Annotated in this window: 18 protein-coding genes; 10 read left to right on the top strand and 8 right to left on the bottom strand. The window is 68.0% G+C overall.

From position 1 onward, the window contains the following. Nucleotides 1-11 precede the first annotated feature (11 nt). The 5 genes from VSR71_RS13740 (at nucleotide 12) to VSR71_RS13720 (ending at nucleotide 3062) form a co-directional block, all read left to right on the top strand. Nucleotides 12-179 (top strand): hypothetical protein, encoded by a 168-nt coding sequence (locus VSR71_RS13740; RefSeq protein WP_342914414.1) that lies wholly within the window; start codon nucleotides 12-14, stop codon nucleotides 177-179. Nucleotides 180-246: 67 nt separating this feature from the next. Continuing rightward, a complete protein-coding gene (locus tag VSR71_RS13735; RefSeq protein WP_342914413.1) occupies nucleotides 247-573 on the top strand; it encodes a hypothetical protein in 327 nt (108 codons plus the stop codon). A 111-nt stretch (nucleotides 574-684) separates the two neighbouring features. Next, nucleotides 685-936 (top strand): oxidoreductase-like domain-containing protein, encoded by a 252-nt coding sequence (locus VSR71_RS13730; protein ID WP_342914412.1) that lies wholly within the window; start codon nucleotides 685-687, stop codon nucleotides 934-936. After that, on the top strand, nucleotides 933-1760 hold the full coding sequence (locus VSR71_RS13725; protein ID WP_342914411.1) for an NAD-dependent protein deacetylase: 828 nt from the start codon (nucleotides 933-935) through the stop codon (nucleotides 1758-1760). Before VSR71_RS13730 ends, VSR71_RS13725 begins: the two co-directional genes overlap by 4 nt. A 387-nt stretch (nucleotides 1761-2147) precedes the next feature. Continuing rightward, nucleotides 2148-3062: a DMT family transporter gene (locus VSR71_RS13720; protein ID WP_342914410.1), complete on the top strand. Its 915-nt coding sequence runs from the start codon at nucleotides 2148-2150 to the stop codon at nucleotides 3060-3062. Here VSR71_RS13720 and VSR71_RS13715 read toward each other — a convergent pair. The 3 genes from VSR71_RS13715 to VSR71_RS13705 all read right to left on the bottom strand — a co-directional run bounded on the left by VSR71_RS13715 (nucleotide 3059) and on the right by VSR71_RS13705 (nucleotide 4459). Beyond that, nucleotides 3059-3628: a DUF1439 domain-containing protein gene (locus VSR71_RS13715; protein ID WP_342914409.1), complete on the bottom strand. Its 570-nt coding sequence runs from the start codon at nucleotides 3626-3628 to the stop codon at nucleotides 3059-3061. The genes VSR71_RS13720 and VSR71_RS13715 overlap by 4 nt on opposite strands. A gap of 111 nt (nucleotides 3629-3739) precedes the next feature. Continuing rightward, the gene (locus VSR71_RS13710; protein WP_342914408.1) at nucleotides 3740-3943 is read right to left on the bottom strand and encodes a SlyX family protein; all 204 of its coding nucleotides are present in this window, start codon (nucleotides 3941-3943) and stop codon (nucleotides 3740-3742) included. Between the two features lie 90 nt (nucleotides 3944-4033). After that, the gene (locus VSR71_RS13705; RefSeq protein WP_342914407.1) at nucleotides 4034-4459 is read right to left on the bottom strand and encodes a VOC family protein; all 426 of its coding nucleotides are present in this window, start codon (nucleotides 4457-4459) and stop codon (nucleotides 4034-4036) included. A gap of 273 nt (nucleotides 4460-4732) precedes the next feature. Between VSR71_RS13705 and VSR71_RS13700 the strand changes: the two genes are divergently transcribed. Further along, nucleotides 4733-5668: a LysR family transcriptional regulator gene (locus tag VSR71_RS13700; RefSeq protein WP_342914406.1), complete on the top strand. Its 936-nt coding sequence runs from the start codon at nucleotides 4733-4735 to the stop codon at nucleotides 5666-5668. 21 nt (nucleotides 5669-5689) lie between these two features. Here VSR71_RS13700 and VSR71_RS13695 read toward each other — a convergent pair whose 3' ends face one another. The 3 genes from VSR71_RS13695 to VSR71_RS13685 are packed head-to-tail and all read right to left on the bottom strand — an operon-like array spanning nucleotide 5690 to nucleotide 8672. Then, nucleotides 5690-6466: an enoyl-CoA hydratase gene (locus tag VSR71_RS13695; RefSeq protein ID WP_342914405.1), complete on the bottom strand. Its 777-nt coding sequence runs from the start codon at nucleotides 6464-6466 to the stop codon at nucleotides 5690-5692. 23 nt (nucleotides 6467-6489) lie between these two features. After that, complete coding sequence (locus tag VSR71_RS13690; protein WP_342914404.1) at nucleotides 6490-7461, bottom strand: tripartite tricarboxylate transporter substrate binding protein; 972 nt, start codon at nucleotides 7459-7461, stop codon at nucleotides 6490-6492. Nucleotides 7462-7508: 47 nt separating this feature from the next. Next, complete coding sequence (locus VSR71_RS13685; protein ID WP_342914403.1) at nucleotides 7509-8672, bottom strand: CoA transferase; 1164 nt, start codon at nucleotides 8670-8672, stop codon at nucleotides 7509-7511. A gap of 303 nt (nucleotides 8673-8975) precedes the next feature. Between VSR71_RS13685 and argG the strand changes: the two genes are divergently transcribed. From argG to VSR71_RS13670, 3 genes are all read left to right on the top strand, one after another. Next, nucleotides 8976-10301, top strand: coding sequence for an argininosuccinate synthase (gene argG / locus VSR71_RS13680; RefSeq protein ID WP_342914402.1), 1326 nt, complete (start codon nucleotides 8976-8978; stop codon nucleotides 10299-10301). A 188-nt stretch (nucleotides 10302-10489) separates the two neighbouring features. Beyond that, nucleotides 10490-11443, top strand: coding sequence for a prolyl aminopeptidase (gene pip / locus VSR71_RS13675; RefSeq protein ID WP_342914401.1), 954 nt, complete (start codon nucleotides 10490-10492; stop codon nucleotides 11441-11443). A 37-nt stretch (nucleotides 11444-11480) separates the two neighbouring features. After that, nucleotides 11481-12134 (top strand): glutathione S-transferase family protein, encoded by a 654-nt coding sequence (locus VSR71_RS13670; RefSeq protein WP_342914616.1) that lies wholly within the window; start codon nucleotides 11481-11483, stop codon nucleotides 12132-12134. 117 nt (nucleotides 12135-12251) lie between these two features. Here VSR71_RS13670 and fabG read toward each other — a convergent pair whose 3' ends face one another. Both fabG and VSR71_RS13660 read right to left on the bottom strand, forming a co-directional pair. Beyond that, nucleotides 12252-12983 carry a 3-oxoacyl-ACP reductase FabG gene (gene fabG / locus VSR71_RS13665; RefSeq protein WP_342914400.1) on the bottom strand — a complete coding sequence of 244 codons (732 nt, stop codon included), beginning with the start codon at nucleotides 12981-12983 and terminating at the stop codon, nucleotides 12252-12254. A 42-nt stretch (nucleotides 12984-13025) separates the two neighbouring features. Next, nucleotides 13026-14255 (bottom strand): NAD(P)/FAD-dependent oxidoreductase, encoded by a 1230-nt coding sequence (locus VSR71_RS13660; RefSeq protein ID WP_342914399.1) that lies wholly within the window; start codon nucleotides 14253-14255, stop codon nucleotides 13026-13028. Between the two features lie 280 nt (nucleotides 14256-14535). Here VSR71_RS13660 and VSR71_RS13655 point away from each other — a divergent pair, with 280 nt between their 5' ends. Then, nucleotides 14536-15570, top strand: a complete 1035-nt coding sequence (locus VSR71_RS13655; RefSeq protein ID WP_342914398.1) for an aldo/keto reductase — start codon at nucleotides 14536-14538, stop codon at nucleotides 15568-15570. Nucleotides 15571-15579 lie beyond the last annotated feature (9 nt).

Genomic DNA, 15579 nt, shown 5'->3' with positions numbered 1-15579 from the left:
AATGGGGCTGGATGCTGATGCTGGGCAATGGCGTGATGGGGCGGTACCCGGATGCCCAGGCAGCGGTGAATGCGCTGTTCGGCGGCGCGATATGCGTGCGGGTCCGGCTTATCGACGCAGGCGCGCCGGGCGTGCCGCCACGCGCGCACGACCGGCTCTGCCATGCACGGAGCCGCTGAAGCCGCCAGCGGCGCACCCGGCGGGCCGCATGGGACCGCACGGACAATACTTAGGGGGGGAATCGCCATGACCGCACTGGTTGAGTGGACCCGTGAACATACCTGCCGGCTGTTCCCGATGTCGGCCGAATACCATCGTGCCGGGGGCAGCGAGGTGGAGGTGAGCTGGCAGGCCGAGCCGCCCGGTTCGCCCGGCCGCTGCCGCATCAGCGCGTCGCTGGCGTTCGACCAGGACGTGATCGACGCGGTCTACCTGGCCGACCCGCCCGAACTGGCCCGCATCGGCGCGCGGCTGGCCGATCTGGTGGCGCGCTGGCTTGCCGACGATGACATGGCCTGCCTGTCCGGCACGCCGCTGGTGATCCCGGTCGGAAACGTGCTGCTGAATCACTGAGCGTCACTGGCCCGGTGCTGCAGGGACGCAGTGGGGTCGGCGGCGTGGTTGGCGCCAGCGGCATATACTGGCGGCTGATCCGCCAATTGCGCCCGCAGCGGCGTGCAGTCCGTGTCCCAAGCGTCTCCCGTCAATCCTGCCGCCAACCCCGTCGACGACCCGCGCCCGGTGCCGCCCGAACGGCCCGGCGACGACGAATGCTGCGGCTCCGGCTGCGATCCATGCATCTTCGATTTCTACTACCAGGAGCTGGACCGCTACCGCGAGGAACTGCGCGCGTGGGAAGCGCGCCAGGCCGCGCGGCACGCGGAGGACCCGGCCAGCGCGGAGGATCCGGCCAGCGCGGAGGATCCGGCCAATTGAACGCGCTGCTCGACTTCGTACGGCGCCATCCGCGCCTGTTCGTGCTGACCGGCGCCGGTATCAGCACGGATTCCGGCATCCCCGGCTATCGCGACGCGCGCGGCCAGTGGCAGCGTTCGCAGCCGATCACGCTGCAGGCCTTCCTCGGCTCGCACGCCGGGCGCCAGCGCTACTGGGCGCGCAGCATGCTGGGCTGGCCGGTGGCGTGGCAGGCGCGGCCCAACGGCGCGCACCATGCGCTGGCTCGGCTGGACGAGCAGGGCCGCCTGGGTGCGCTGGTCACGCAGAATGTCGACGGCCTGCACCAGCGTGCCGGCAGCCGCGGCGTGATCGAGCTGCACGGCAGTCTGGCCAGCGCCATCTGCCTGGACTGCGGCGCGCGCCATGACCGCGCCGGCCTGCAGGACTGGCTGCTGGACCAGAACGCCGCGCTGCGCGACGTGATCGCCGAGCCTGCCGCCGATGGCGACGTGCATTTCGAATCGCCGCTGTTCGCGCAGTTCCGCGTGCCCGAGTGCGCGCGCTGCGGCGGCATCCTCAAGCCTGACGTGGTCTTCTTCGGCGAGTCGGTCCCGCGCGTGCGCGTCGATGCCGCGCGCGCGGCGCTCGAGGCCGCCGATGCGATGCTGGTGGTGGGCTCGTCGCTGATGGTCTACTCGGGCTACCGCTTCTGCTTCTGGGCTGAGCAGATGGGCAAGCCGGTGGCGGCGCTCAACCTCGGCACCACGCGCGCGGACGACATGCTGGCGCTGAAGGTGGAAGCCGGCTGCGCGCCTACGCTGCAGGCGCTGGTGGCGCAGCTTGATGCAGGCGCTCCAGATTGAGCGGCGGCCGGGGCCATGCATCCCGCCCGTTGACGCGGCCCCCGCGCAGGCTTAGCATCGCCAGACCCTCGCATCAAATTTCCGATTTCGTCATGACCGCAGACCGCCAACGCCCCGTCAACGCCGCACCGCCGTGCGACGCGTTGCCGTGCGTGCGTCGCCAGCCTGCGTTCGTCTCTGTCGCACCGCCGCCGCCGTTCTCCGGCGGCGCGCATCCGCCCCCGCCGCCGCGCGGCTGACGGGCGCGCATCGCGGCCCGCATCTCGTCCCCGGTATTCACGCCTGCGTGTGCCTGACGGCACGGTAGCAGCGCGCACCGCGCGCCGCTACCGGTCGATGCGCGCGCCTGCGCGCCGGGGTCTGCCATGCTTTCGACAGATGACATCCATGACCACCGAAAAAGACTGCGCGGCGCAACTGGGCGCCGCGGCCAACTCCCCGCATGCGGTATCCGCCGCGTTCTGGGCCACACCGCTGTTCGTGCTGCTGTGGAGCAGCGGCGCCATCGCGGCGCGCCTCGGGCTGGACCATGCCACGCCCTTTGCCTTGCTGACATTGCGCTTCGCCATGACGCTGGCGGTGCTCGGCGCCATCGGCCTGGCACGCGGCCACGTGCTGCCGCCGCGCGGCGAACGGCTGCACGTGGCGCTGACCGGCCTGCTGCTGATTGGCGGCTACGCCGTGTTCTACTTCCTTGCACTCGACCATGGCATGACGCCTGGTGTGCTGGCCACCGTGCTGGGCGCGCAACCGATGCTGACCCTGTTGCTGACCGAGCGGCGCTACAGCGCCACCCGCATGGCGGGTCTGGCGCTCGCGCTCGCCGGGTTGGCGCTGGTGGTCGCGGACAGCCTGCTGCTGGCACGGCTTTCCGTGGCGGGCGTGCTGTGCGGGCTGGCATCGCTGGCTTGCATGACCGTCGGCGCCATCCTGCAGAAGCGCATCACGCGCGAGCCGGCGCAGGTGCTGCCGCTGCAGTATGGCGCCAGCCTCGCGGCATGCCTGCTGTGCCTGCCGTTCCAGCCCTTTGCCTTCGAGGTGTCGCTGCCGTTCGCGCTGCCGCTGCTGTGGCTGACGCTCGGCATCTCGATCGGCGCCACGCTGTTGTTCTACCGGCTGATCCGCGCGGGCAACCTGGTCAATGTGACCAGCCTGTTCTACCTGGTGCCTGCCGGCACCGCGGTGCTGGATTACCTGCTGCTGGGCAACCGGATGGCGCCGCTGGCGGTTGCCGGGATGGCGGCGGTGCTGGCGGGACTGGCGCTGGTGTTCCGCGGCAAGCGGGATACGGTGCAGCGTTAGCGGTTCTTCACTTCGACCCGCACTTCGTCCTTGCCGACCGTGATCGTCCCCGGCTCGACCTCCTTGCCGCCGAAGCGCAGTTCCTCGGGCTTGAAGGTGTAGACCGGATAGTCCTTCAGCAGCTGCTGCGCAACGACCGCGCCAATGGCATTGAGCTGCTCGCGGTACTGGGCCATGCCGGTCACCTCGACTTGCTGCACCGTGGGGTTGTCGAGCAGCACGGCGCGCTTGCCTGAGTCGTAGCGCACGCCGCTGTTGAGCGCCAGCTTGCCGTCGACCGGCGGCGAGGGCAGCAGTGCGTTGGTCAGCCGGGCGTCGACATGGGTGATAAGCCGATTGCTGGCCTCGTCGAGCACCAGCCGGGGGTGGCTAAGCTGTACGGTCACCACTTCCGCATAGCGCAGCGTGGCGGGAAAACGCTGCTCCAGCGCGGCCTGCAGTTCCTGGCGGGTGAGCGTGTATTCGCCGGTCCAGACGTTGTAGCCGGCCAGCGCGGGCGTGGCGGCCGTACAGACGGCCGCAAGGAAGGCCGCGGAGGCAAGGAGCAGGGAGGGGCGCAGGCGCATGTGGCGGATGGTGCGCGCCTCGCCGGCGCGCCATGAATGGGGGTCAGCCAGTCAGACCGCGCGCGCGGGATGGTGTTCCGTCACATTGCGCTGGCGCGCATGCGCGCGGCCTCAGTAATGCGGCGGGATTTCCTGCAGGGGATCGGACTCTGCCGCCGTCGACGTGGCGCTGCGCAACTGCTGGTACAACGCGCGGAACTGCTCCTGCAGCAGGTCGATCTGCTGCTGCTGGCGCGCCACCGTGGTGTTGAGCGTATCGAGCAGGTCTTCCTGGAAGGCGAGCTTGATTTCGAGTTCCGTGATGCGTTCGTCCATGGCGCGTGGCTGTCGTGGGTTCGCCGGTTTCTCCGGCTGGCGGCGCGCATTGTAATCCCGTATGCCGCCGCCGGCGAAACCGCGCCGCGCTTACTTCTGCTCGGTGATCAGCATCCACATGACGCCGAAGCGGTCGGTGACCATCCCAAACTGCTCGGCGAAGAAAGTCTTGTCCAGCGGCATCACCACCTGGCCGCCTTCCTTCAGGCCGTTGAAGGCCTTTTCCCCCCCGGCCTTGTCGGCAAAGCTGATGGTCAGGCCGAAGCCCTCGAACTTCGGCTGGTTCGAGCAGCGGCCGTCGGAAGCCATGATCACGCTGTCGCCGATCTGGAATTCCATGTGCATGACCTTGTCTTCCGTTCCCGGCGGAGCCTGGCAGCCGGGGTCAGCCTTCTCGGGCTCGGGGTTCTCCTTGAACGTCATCCGCATATTGACCTTGGCGCCAAGGATCTTCTTGTAGAACTCGACAGCTTCATCGCAACGACCTTCAAGAAAGAGATAGGGCTGGACTTGCATGACAACTCCTGTAGTGAGGGCCACCCGGGCGGGGCAGCCAGGAAGAACGTAGCCGTCGTACGGTCCGTTGTGCGGACGATCGCCTCGGGGATCCGGAAACGGCCGCAGCGCTTTTGTGTACGCCGTCCACATACCTTAGCAAACAAAGTGACTGGTGTCCACATAAATGCGAAACCGTCGCCGGCGAAGGCGCGCATGCCGGGCTGCACTAGAATGCCCGCGAACCGGCACGATCCGGCTCTCGCCTGACCACCTTAGACCTCCGGGGCTGCCTTGCGTTACGAACTGACCGACCTGCGCCTGTTCCAGGCGATTGCCGATGCACAAAGTCTCTCCGGCGGCGCTTCGGCCACGCATATCACCGCCTCGGCGGCCAGCTACCGGCTCAAGAACCTCGAGCATGCGATGGGCACGCCGCTGTTCGTGCGCACCGCGCGCGGCATGGAACTGACACCGGCCGGGGAGACACTGCTGGTCCATGTGCGCGAGTTGCTGCTCGGCGTCGAGCGCATGCACGGCGAGGTGGGCCGTTTCTCGGCGGGGCTGAAAGGCAATATCCGGCTGCTGGCCAACAGCAGCTCGCTCAACGGCTTCATCATCCCGAGCGTGAGCCGCTTCCTGCTGGCCAACCCGGACGTGAACATCGACCTGGAGGAACGCGCCAGCCAGTCGATCCTGACCGCGGTCGCGGCGCACGAGGCAGACGTCGGCATCCTTGCCGGCGACTTCGAGACCACCGGCGTGCGCTCGGTGCGCTATGCGCGCGACGAACTGATCCTGGCGGTCGCGGCGGAGCATCCGCTGGCGCGCGAGCCGGAGGTCCGCTTCGGCGCGGCACTGGCTTTCGACTTTGTGTGCATGAGCCGCACCAGCAGCAACTTCCTGTTCCTGCGCGACATGGCGCAGCGTGCGGGCAAAAGTCCGAACGTGCGGCTGCATGCGCACAGTTTCGACGCGGTGTTGTCGCTGGCCGAGGCGGGGGTAGGGGTGGCACTCGTGCCGCGCAGCGTGGCGGCACAGGCGCTGCGCGAAGCGCGCGTAGTGGGCGTGCGGCTGGCCGAGCCCTGGGCGCTGCGCGAGCTCAACCTGATCGTGCGCGCCGACGGCAAGCTGCCGTCATTTGCCGAGGCGTTCGCGCAGTTCCTGCTCAACGATCCGCGCGTGGTGGCCACGCGCGAGGGTGGCGCCGTGGCCAGCACGGCGCCGTAATCGCGCAAACCGAGGCGCGGCTCAGCGCTTGCGGTTGAGAAACGTGGCCATATGCTGCTGCGGCTCGCCGGTGTCGAACGCGCTGCCGAATTCCGCCACGCTGTTGTTGATCGACACATCGACCGGCGCGTCTTCCCACTCGCGCAGCAGGCGCTTCTGCTGGCGCACGGCAACGAGGCCGAACCCCGCCAGCAGCGCGGCCACGCGCTCGACCTCCTGGTCCAGCGCATCCAGCGGCACCACCCGGCTGACCAGCCCCCACTGCAGCGCGTCTTCGGCATTGGCGATCTCCCCCGTCAGCAGCAGCCATGACGCGCGCGCATTGCCGATCAGGCGCGGCATCAGCGCCGCGTGGATCACCGACGGGATGCCGACCTTGACCTCGGGCATGCCGAGCTGAGCATTGTCGGCGGCAATGCGGATATCGCACGCCAGCGCCAGCTCCAGCCCGCCGCCCAGGCACCAGCCCGGCATGCGCGCGATCACCGGCGCCGGGCAGTGACGCACCGCGTCGCACAGGCGGCGCAGGCCGCTGATGAATGCCTGTGCGCTGGCGCGGTCCAGCGCGGCCATTTCCTTGATGTCGGCGCCGCCGATAAAGCCCTTGTCGCCGGTGCCGCGCAGTACCACCACGCGCACGGCGTCATTGGCGGCCAGCGCCTCGATCGCGCGCGTGACCGAGGCGATCACTGGCGTGCCGAGGATGTTGAGGGAGCCTGCGTCGCGGATGGTGACGGTGGCAATGCCGCGCGCGTCGATGTCGACGCCGGCGTGCTGTTCCCGGATGGATTCGTTCATGTCGTTCCTTGCTGGTGGCTTGCTTACTGGAGCCTGGTGAACTGGATATCGTCGACGACCTTCTTCCAGTGCGCATTCTGCCCGCGCACCAGTTCGGAGAAGGCCTGGCGCGAGGTGGGCGCGGGGATCGCGCCCTGCTTCTCGATCGCGGCGATCACGTCGGGTTCGGCCAGCACCTTGCGCACGGCCTGGTTCAGCTTGTCAAGGATAGGGGCCGGCGTGCCGGCCGGCGCGCCCAGTCCGAACCACGACGGATTGTTCATCGCCGGCAGGCCGGCTTCGGCATAGGTCGGCACGTTGGGCAGCACCTTCAGGCGCTGCTTCGCCGCGACCGCCAGCGGCTTCAGCCGGCCACCCTGGATCAGCGCGGACGACGACGGAATGTTGTCGAACACAACCTGGATCTGGCCAGCGACCGCATCGTTGAGCGCCGGCCCCAGGCCCTTGTAGGGCACGTGCAGCATGCGCGTGCCGGTGGCGTTCATGAACAGCTCGCCGTTCATGTGGCTCAGGCCGCCGTTGCCCGACGAGCCGAACGAATACTTGCCGGGATTGGCTTTCAGCAGCTTGATGAATGACTGCAGGTCGCCGGCCGGGAACGACGGGTTGACCACCAGCACGTTCGGGACGTCGGCGAGGTTGCTGATCGGCGCGAAGTCCTTCACCGGGTCATACGCGGTCTTGACGTACACGTTGGGATTCACCGCATGCGAGCTTTCCACCTCCATCACCAGCGTGTAGCCGTCGGCAGGCTGCTTGGCGGCATAGGCGCTGCCCACCGCGCCGCCGGCACCGGGGCGGTTCTCCACGACCACCGGCTGGCCCAGCACCGGGCCAAGGTGCGTGCCGACGATGCGGGCGATGATGTCGGTGGTGCCGCCCGCGGCGTAGGGCACGATCAGCTTGATCGGGCGGTCGGGGTAGGCGCTGGCCTGCGCGGCGCCGGCAGTGGCGAGCGCGGCGAACAGGGCAACGGTGGAAAGGACTGGCTTCATCGGGTGTCTCCGGAGCAGGGTTTGTCGGTCTTGTGTGGGCAGGAACATCAGTCGGCGGCGTTGTGCTCGCCCAGCAGCGGCGGTGGCACGAGCGGGCCGTCGTGGCCCGCCAGCATCGGGTTGCGCACCATCGGCACGCGGCCCATGACGGCATGCTCCGCCACGCGCATCAGGCCGCGGTGCTGCACCTGCGGGTGGGCGAAGACTTCGTCCATGGAGTGGATCGGGCCCCACGGCACGCCGTTGGCGTCAAACGCTTCGGTCCAGTCGGTGCGCGTGCGGGCAGGGAAGAGCTCGGTCAGCAGCGCGCGCAGCGCCGGCAGGTGCTCGATGCGCGCCGAATTGGTGGCGTAGCGCGGATCCTGCGCCAGCTCGGGCATGCCCGCCACCGCGCAGAAGCGGGCGAACTGGCCGTCATTGCCGATCGCCAGGATCAGGTGGCCGTCGGCGCAGCGGAACACTTCATACGGCGCGCAGTTGGGATGCGCGTTGCCGCTGCGCTGCGGGTTCTGGCCAGAGACCAGGTAGTTGGCAGCCTGGTTGGCGTTCATCGCCACCGCCACGTCGAGCAGCGCGATGTCGAGGTGAGCGCCGACTCCGGTCGACTGCCGCTGGTACAGCGCGGCCAGCACCGCCGAGGTCGCATACATGCCGGTGCTCAGGTCCACCACCGCCACGCCGGTGCGCAGCGGTCCCGCGCCCGGTGCGCCGTCGGGCTGGCCGGTATAGCTCATCAAGCCGCCCATGCCCTGGAAGACATAGTCGTAGCCGGGTTTGTCGGCCATCGGCCCGTCCTGGCCGAAGCCGGTGATCGACAGATAAACCAGGCGCGGGTTGATCGCCTTCAGGGATTCGTAGTCGAGCCCGTAGCGGCGCAGCGTGCCGACCTTGTAGTTCTCGACCAGCACGTCGGCCTCGCGCGCCAGCTCGCGCACCTGCGCGGCGCCTTCCGGTGTGCCGTAGTCGATCGCCACCGAGCGCTTGCCGCGGTTGCAGCAAATGAAATAGCCCGACAGGCGCGGATCGCCTTCGGTGCCGGCCGGTGCGTCGAGGTAGGGGGGACCCCAGCCGCGGGTGTCGTCGCCGCGCCGGGGATGTTCGACCTTGGTCACCTCGGCGCCCAGGTCGGCCAGGTTCTGGGTACACCAGGGACCGGCGAGAATGCGCGACAGGTCCAGGACCCGGATCCCTTGCAGGGCGCGATGCAGCATGACGATTCCGCTCTCAAAACAACGATGCGGCGGAGTATAGGGAGGGGTCCCGCGAGCGAACCAGTCGAGAGTTTTGAAGGGCGCGTTCGCGGCATTTCAACGCTCGGCCGGGGTGCCGCCAACGGCCCGGCGGCGGCGGCCGTTTGGCGCGTGGGCGCTGCCGTGTCACAATTCGCGTTTGGCACTGACTCGGCCCGTGACTCGGCCGGCCGCGTCGCCGTGCTTCCGCGCGCGCTGGCGCCCTTTCGGGCAACGCGGCGGAAGCCCGCCCAAGAGCCGACAAATTCACTTAGATTTCTGGCGATGACTACGATCCTGCAGCACATTCCTACCGGCGAGCGCGTCGGTATCGCCTTCTCCGGCGGCCTTGACACCAGCGCGGCACTCCTCTGGATGCGCCAGAAGGGCGCCGTCCCCTACGCCTACACCGCCAACCTGGGCCAGCCCGACGAGCCCGACTACGACGACATCCCGCGCCGCGCCAAGGCCTACGGCGCCGAGGAAGCCCGCCTGGTCGACTGCCGCACGCAACTGGTGGCCGAAGGCATCGCCGCCATGCAGTGCGGCGCGTTCCACATCTCCACCGCCGGCATCACCTACTTCAACACCACCCCGATCGGCCGCGCGGTCACCGGCACCATGCTGGTTGCCGCAATGAAGGAAGATGGCGTCAACATCTGGGGCGATGGCAGCACGTTCAAGGGCAATGACATTGAGCGCTTCTACCGCTACGGCCTCCTGACCAACCCCGGCCTGCAGATCTACAAGCCATGGCTGGACCAGCAGTTCATCGACGAACTGGGCGGCCGCGCCGAGATGTCCGAGTTCATGCGCCAGAACGGCTTCGACTACAAGATGTCGGCCGAGAAGGCGTACTCGACCGACTCCAACATGCTGGGCGCCACCCACGAGGCCAAGGACCTGGAGCACCTGGATTCGGGCATCCGCATCGTCCAGCCGATCATGGGCGTGCAGTTCTGGCGCGATGACGTCGAAGTCAAGCGCGAGGAAGTCACCGTGCGCTTCGAGGAAGGCCAGCCGGTCGCGCTGAACGGCCAGACCTTCGCCAACGCCGTCGACCTGTTCATGGAAGCCAACCGCATCGGCGGCCGCCATGGCCTGGGCATGAGCGACCAGATCGAGAACCGCATCATCGAAGCCAAGAGCCGCGGCATCTACGAAGCCCCGGGCCTGGCGCTGCTGTTCATCGCCTACGAGCGCCTGATCACCGGCATCCACAACGAAGACACCATCGAGCAGTACCGCGACAACGGCCGCCGCCTGGGCCGCCTGCTGTACCAGGGCCGCTGGTTCGACCCGCAAGCCATCATGCTGCGCGAAACCGCCCAGCGCTGGGTGGCCGGCGCCATCACCGGCGAAGTCACCATCGAACTGCGCCGCGGCAACGACTACTCGATCCTGAACACCACCTCGCCCAACCTGACCTACAAGCCGGAACGGCTGACCATGGAAAAGGGCGAGTCGATGTTCACGCCGCTGGACCGCATCGGCCAGCTGACCATGCGTACGCTGGATATCGTCGATACGCGCGAGAAGCTGCAGACGTATGCGAAGACGGGCCTGCTGTCGACGCAGGTGAGCGCTTCGCTGCCGAAGCTGGAAGACTGAGCGGGATCGCGCCGGCTGGCGCGATCTGCCTGGCAAGCAAAACGGCACCTTTGGGTGCCGTTTTTTTATGCCGCCTCAAGCAACGCCTGCTGGACAGCACGAGATGGAACAAGGCTGAGCGCCGGCTGACGCGATCCAACGATCTGGCGGCGTACACTGTGGCCTCGAGACTACCGGAGCCACACCTCATGTCCCCCCTCCGCACCCTCTACCCCGAAGTCGAGCCGTACCACACCGGTACGCTCGACGTCGGCGACGGCCACGTCCTCTACTACGAGCGCGTCGGCACGCCAGGCGCCAAGCCGGCGGTGTTCCTGCACGGCGGCCCCGGTGGCGGGATCTCGGCCGACCATCGGAGGCTGTTCGACCCGGCGCGCTATGACGTGCTGCTGTTCGACCAGCGCGGCTGCGGACGATCGACGCCGCATGCGGGGCTGGAAAACAACACGACGTGGCACCTGGTCGACGATATCGAGCGGCTGCGCGAAATCGCCGGCGTGCAGCGCTGGCTGGTATTCGGCGGTTCCTGGGGCTCGACGCTGGCCCTGGCTTATGCGCAGAAGCATCCGCAGCGCGTCAGCGAACTGGTGCTGCGCGGCATCTACACGGTGTCGCAGGCGGAGCTGGACTGGTACTACCAGTACGGCGTGTCCGAGATGTTCCCCGAGAAATGGGAGCGCTTCCAGGCGCCGGTGCCCGAAGCGGAACGCGGCAACATGATGGCGGCCTATCGCAAGCTGCTGACCGGCGACGACAAGGACATGCAGATCGAAGCCGCGCGCGCCTGGAGCGTGTGGGAAGGCGAGACCATCACGCTGCTGCCGGATGCCGGCAACAGCGCCAGGCATGACGACAGCCACTTCGCGCTGGCTTTCGCGCGGCTGGAGAACCATTACTTCACGCACCGCTGCTGGCTGGAGGATGGACAGCTGCTGCGCGACGCAGGCAAGCTGGCCGATATCCCCGGCGTCATCGTGCACGGGCGCTATGACATGCCCTGCCCGGTGCGCTATGCCCATGCCCTGCACAAGGCGTGGCCGAAGGCGGATTTCCACCTGATCGAAGGGGCAGGCCACGCGTGGACCGAGCCGGGGATCATGGACCAGCTGATCGCCGCCACCGACCGCTTCGCCGAGGCGTAGGCGGGCGGGCCAACAGGAGACCGCGATGCAGCCCGCGATGCAGCTTTATGCCCACCCGTTTTCTTCCTACTGCCAGAAGGTGCTGATCGCGCTGTACGAGAACGCGATCCCGTTCGAGTTTCGCATGCTGTCGCCCGACCACCCGGAGCATGCAGCCGAACATGCGCGGCTATGGCCATTGCAGCGGATGCCGGTGCTGGTCGATGGCCCGCGCACGGTATTCGAGTCCAGCATCATCATCGAATACCTCGACCAGCATCACCGGGGCGAAGTGCGCTGGCTGCCCGATGCGCCCGATGACGCGCTCGAAGTCCGCCTGCTGGACCGCTTCTTCGACCAGTACGTGATGACGCCGATGCAGCGCATCGTGCTCGACTATCTCCGCCCGCCCGGCCAGCGCGATGCCTATGGCGTGGCCGAGGCGCGCAAGCTGCTGGAAAGCGCCTATGCCTGGCTGGACGCCAGGCTCGCCGGCCGCGAATGGGCCTCAGGGGCTGCTTTCACGCTGGCCGATTGTGCGGCGGCGCCGTCGCTGTTCTATGCGGACTGGGTGCATCCCGTTCCTGCGTCATGCCCCCATGTGCGCGCGTACCGCTCCCGGCTGCTGGCCCGGCCATCCTTCGCCCGTGCCGTCGACGAGGCGCGGCCCTACCGCTCGTTCTTTCCGCCCGGCGCTCCGGACCGGGACTGACGCAGCGCGCGTCCGCGTCAGCCAGCACTTGCTATCGCCGGATGCCGCGGCCATTGCTGGGTCGCTGCCGGCGTTGCCGGGGACAGCGCCGGCGGAAAGACGGCGGTACGACGCGCCTTATCCGAACATCCCGCCGTTGACCGAAATCACCTGCCGCGTGATATAGCCGGCATCGGGCGACAGCAGGAAGGCCACGGTGGCGGCAACCTCGTCCGGCGTGCCCATGCGCCGCGCCGGGATCAGGCGCAGCACTTCCTCGCGCACGTGCGGCTCGACCATGTCGGTGTCGATCAGGCCGGGCGCGACGCAGTTAACTGTGATGGCGCGCTTGGCCAGTTCGATGGCAAGCGCCTTGGTGGCGCCGATGATGCCCGCCTTGGCGGCGCTGTAGTTGGTCTGCCCGCGGTTGCCGACCAGTCCGGAGACCGACGACAGCGTGACGATGCGGCCAGGCTGGCGGCGCTGCACCATCGGCATCACCACCGGGTTAAGCACGTTGTAGAAGGCGTCGAGGTTGGTGTGCACCACCTCGTCCCATTCGGCGCCGGTCATGGCCGGAAACGCCGCGTCGCGGGCCAGCCCGGCATTGCAGACCACGCCGTAGTAGCAGCCGTGCGTGGCGATGTCGGCCAGCAGCGTGGCCGCTGCCTCGTCGCGGCGGCTGACGTCGAAGCACAGCACGCGCGACCTGCTGCCATGGGCGCGCACCGCGTCGGCCACGGCTTCGGCCTCGTCGCGGCGTGCGCGGCAATGAACCACCACGTCATAGCCATCGCGCGCCAGGCGCAGCGCGATGGCGCGGCCGATGCCGCGCGACGATCCGGTGACCAGTACGGTCGGATTGGTCATGCTTGTTGTCCTTGCAGAAAGACCATGCCGGCTCGGCGGCGGTCAGACGTTGCAGAATTCCTCCAGCACCGCCATGCGGCGGCGCGGATCGGCGACGAACGGGTTGTTGCGGTCCCATGCATACCCGGCCAGCACCGCGCTGATCATCCCGCGGATCTCCGGCGTGGCATTGGGGTGGAAGATCAGCTTCTGGAAGCGGCCTTCATACCATGCTTCGACAAAGACGCGGAAGCAATCCACGCCCGCGCGCAGCGGCTGCGCGAAATCTTTCTCCCAGTCCACCGTTTCGCCGCCGAGCTGGCGCACCAGGCAGTCCGCGGCCAGGCTGGCCGACTTGAAGGCGATGGTGACGCCGGAGGAAAACACCGGGTCGAGGAATTCGCCGGCGTTGCCGAGCAGCGCGTAGCCATTGCCCCACAGCGAACTGACGTTGGCCGAATAGCCCGCGATCTGGCGCGCCGGGGTGTCCCAGCAGGCATCGGCAAGCAGGCTGGCCAGCCCGGGCTCCTCGGCCACCAGCGCGCGCAGCCGCTCGGTCTCGGTGCCGGTGTAGTTGTCCAGGAATGCCTTCTCGGCGACTACGCCGAGCGAGCAGCGGCCGTCCGAGAACGGGATGGTCCAGTACCAGACATCCGGATGCTGCGGATGCACGCTGATCAGGATCTTGTTGCGGTCAAAGGCCCCCGGCGCGACCCGGTCTTCGACATGGGTGAAGAGCGCGCTGCGCACCGGAAAGCCCGACGGCGACTCCAGCTTGAGCAGGCGCGGCAGGATGCGGCCGAAGCCCGAGGCATCGAGCAGGAATTTCGCGCGCACCCGGTACTGGCTGCCGTCCGGCGCGCGCACCGTCACCTCCGGCTGCGCGCCGCTGACATCGACATTCTCGACCAGATGCGCGAAGCGGACTTCGGCGCCCTGGCGTGCCGCCTCGCGGATCAGCACATCGTCGAAGCGGGCGCGCTGCACCTGGTAGGTCGTGCCCCAGCCGGGAGAGAACTTTTCCCGGAAGTCGAAGGCGGTGTGCTGGCCGGCGCGGGAGAACGCGGCGCCGTTCTTGTACTGGAAGCCGGCTTCCACCACCGCGCGCAGCATGCCGGCGCTTTCGATATAAGCCATGCTCTGCGGCAGCAGACTCTCGCCGATCGAAAAGCGCGGAAAGATTTCTTTCTCGATCACCAGTACCGGGATTCCGTGCTTGCGCAGCAAGCCCGCCGCGACCGAGCCTGCCGGGCCCGCGCCGATGATGACGACATCCGTGGTTTCCGTTTGCATGGTGTCCGTTCCTTGTTCTTGGTCAGCCGGCGGGCTAGAGGCCGCTGGCAAACGCAAGAATATGGCGGCAAAACGCCCCCAGTTGGCGTGCCAGCAACATCTTGAAACCATTTCAGGCCGCTGTCGCGCGGAATCGGCGTGCAGCAAAGGGCGCAATAAAAGTGGCATGGCGGCCGTGTTTATTTCGCTGCCGCCCAACTGCCGGTGTGCTTGCGGGCAAGCCCGCCGAACTCCCGGCAAAATGTGGGACCGTGGTCACACACCCTTTCCGGAGAACCCCATGCCAGACACCACCATGCCCTACCGCCGTCTCGGCGCCAGCAACCTGCGCGTTTCGGCGCTGTGTCTGGGCACCATGATGTTTGCCGACCAGACCGACGAAGCCGAGGCCGCGCGCATCGTTGCCAGCGCGCGTGACCACGGCGTGAATTTCATCGATACCGCCGACGTCTACACCAAGGGCGCTTCGGAGCAGATGGTCGGCCGCCTGCTGGCCGCCAACCGCCACGACTGGGTGCTAGCGACCAAGCTCGGCAACGCCATGCGGGCCACGCCCAACCACTCGCACTACTCGCGCGTGTGGATCACGCGCGCGGTCGAGGACAGCCTGCACCGGCTCGCGACCGACTACATCGACATCCTCTACCTGCATCGCGACTATCCCGGCGAGAACCTGGAAGAGGCGGTTCGCGCGATGGGCGACCTGGTGCGCAGCGGCAAGATCCGCTACTGGGCGGTGTCGAACTTCCGCGGCTGGCGCATCGCCGAGATCGCGCGGCTGTGCGGCAAGCTGGGCGTGCCGCGCCCGGTGGCCTGCCAGCCGTACTACAACCTGCTGAACCGCGTGCCCGAGGTCGAAATCCTGCCGGCGTGCGCGCACTATGGCCTGGGCGTGGTGCCTTACAGCCCGGTGGCGCGCGGCGTGCTGACCGGCAAGTACGCGCCCGGCCAGGCGCCGGAACAGGGCTCGCGCGCCGGACGCGCAGACCGCCGCATGATGGAAACCGAGTTCCGCGAGGAATCGCTGGTGATCGCGCAGCAACTCAAGGCGCATGCCGAGGCGCGCGGCCTGACGCCGGGGCAGTTCGCCACGGCGTGGGTGCTGGCCAATCCCATCGTCTCGTCGGTCATCGCGGGGCCGCGCACGCTGGCGCAGTTCGAAGACTACTTCGGTGCGCTGGGTGTCGCAATCACGCCCGGGGAAGAATCGATGATCGATGCTCTGGTCGTGCCGGGGCATGCGTCGACCCACGGCTACAACGACCCGGGCTACCCGTTCGGGGGAAGGCCGGCGGCACGCGCGCAGAAAGCGTGAAAATGCGAC

Source organism: Cupriavidus oxalaticus (genome assembly GCF_038900635.1).
Taxonomy (GTDB): Bacteria; Pseudomonadota; Gammaproteobacteria; order Burkholderiales; family Burkholderiaceae; genus Cupriavidus; species Cupriavidus oxalaticus_B.
The sequence above is the reverse complement of the archived record's forward strand: the minus strand, read 5'-3'. Positions and strand labels throughout refer to the sequence as shown.

Bases quoted from the DNA above. Each gene is read 5' to 3' on its own strand.
- VSR71_RS13740 (WP_342914414.1), top strand. From the start codon at position 12: ATGCTGATGCTGGGCAATGGCGTGATGGGGCGGTACCCGGATGCCCAG.
- VSR71_RS13735 (WP_342914413.1), top strand. From the start codon at position 247: ATGACCGCACTGGTTGAGTGGACCCGTGAACATACCTGCCGGCTGTTC.
- VSR71_RS13720 (WP_342914410.1), top strand. From the start codon at position 2,148: ATGACCACCGAAAAAGACTGCGCGGCGCAACTGGGCGCCGCGGCCAAC.
- VSR71_RS13715 (WP_342914409.1), bottom strand. From the start codon at position 3,628: ATGCGCCTGCGCCCCTCCCTGCTCCTTGCCTCCGCGGCCTTCCTTGCG.
- VSR71_RS13710 (WP_342914408.1), bottom strand. From the start codon at position 3,943: ATGGACGAACGCATCACGGAACTCGAAATCAAGCTCGCCTTCCAGGAA.
- VSR71_RS13705 (WP_342914407.1), bottom strand. From the start codon at position 4,459: ATGCAAGTCCAGCCCTATCTCTTTCTTGAAGGTCGTTGCGATGAAGCT.
- VSR71_RS13695 (WP_342914405.1), bottom strand. From the start codon at position 6,466: ATGAACGAATCCATCCGGGAACAGCACGCCGGCGTCGACATCGACGCG.
- VSR71_RS13690 (WP_342914404.1), bottom strand. From the start codon at position 7,461: ATGAAGCCAGTCCTTTCCACCGTTGCCCTGTTCGCCGCGCTCGCCACT.
- VSR71_RS13685 (WP_342914403.1), bottom strand. From the start codon at position 8,672: ATGCTGCATCGCGCCCTGCAAGGGATCCGGGTCCTGGACCTGTCGCGC.
- argG (WP_342914402.1), top strand. From the start codon at position 8,976: ATGACTACGATCCTGCAGCACATTCCTACCGGCGAGCGCGTCGGTATC.
- pip (WP_342914401.1), top strand. From the start codon at position 10,490: ATGTCCCCCCTCCGCACCCTCTACCCCGAAGTCGAGCCGTACCACACC.
- VSR71_RS13670 (WP_342914616.1), top strand. From the start codon at position 11,481: ATGCAGCTTTATGCCCACCCGTTTTCTTCCTACTGCCAGAAGGTGCTG.
- fabG (WP_342914400.1), bottom strand. From the start codon at position 12,983: ATGACCAATCCGACCGTACTGGTCACCGGATCGTCGCGCGGCATCGGC.
- VSR71_RS13660 (WP_342914399.1), bottom strand. From the start codon at position 14,255: ATGCAAACGGAAACCACGGATGTCGTCATCATCGGCGCGGGCCCGGCA.
- VSR71_RS13655 (WP_342914398.1), top strand. From the start codon at position 14,536: ATGCCAGACACCACCATGCCCTACCGCCGTCTCGGCGCCAGCAACCTG.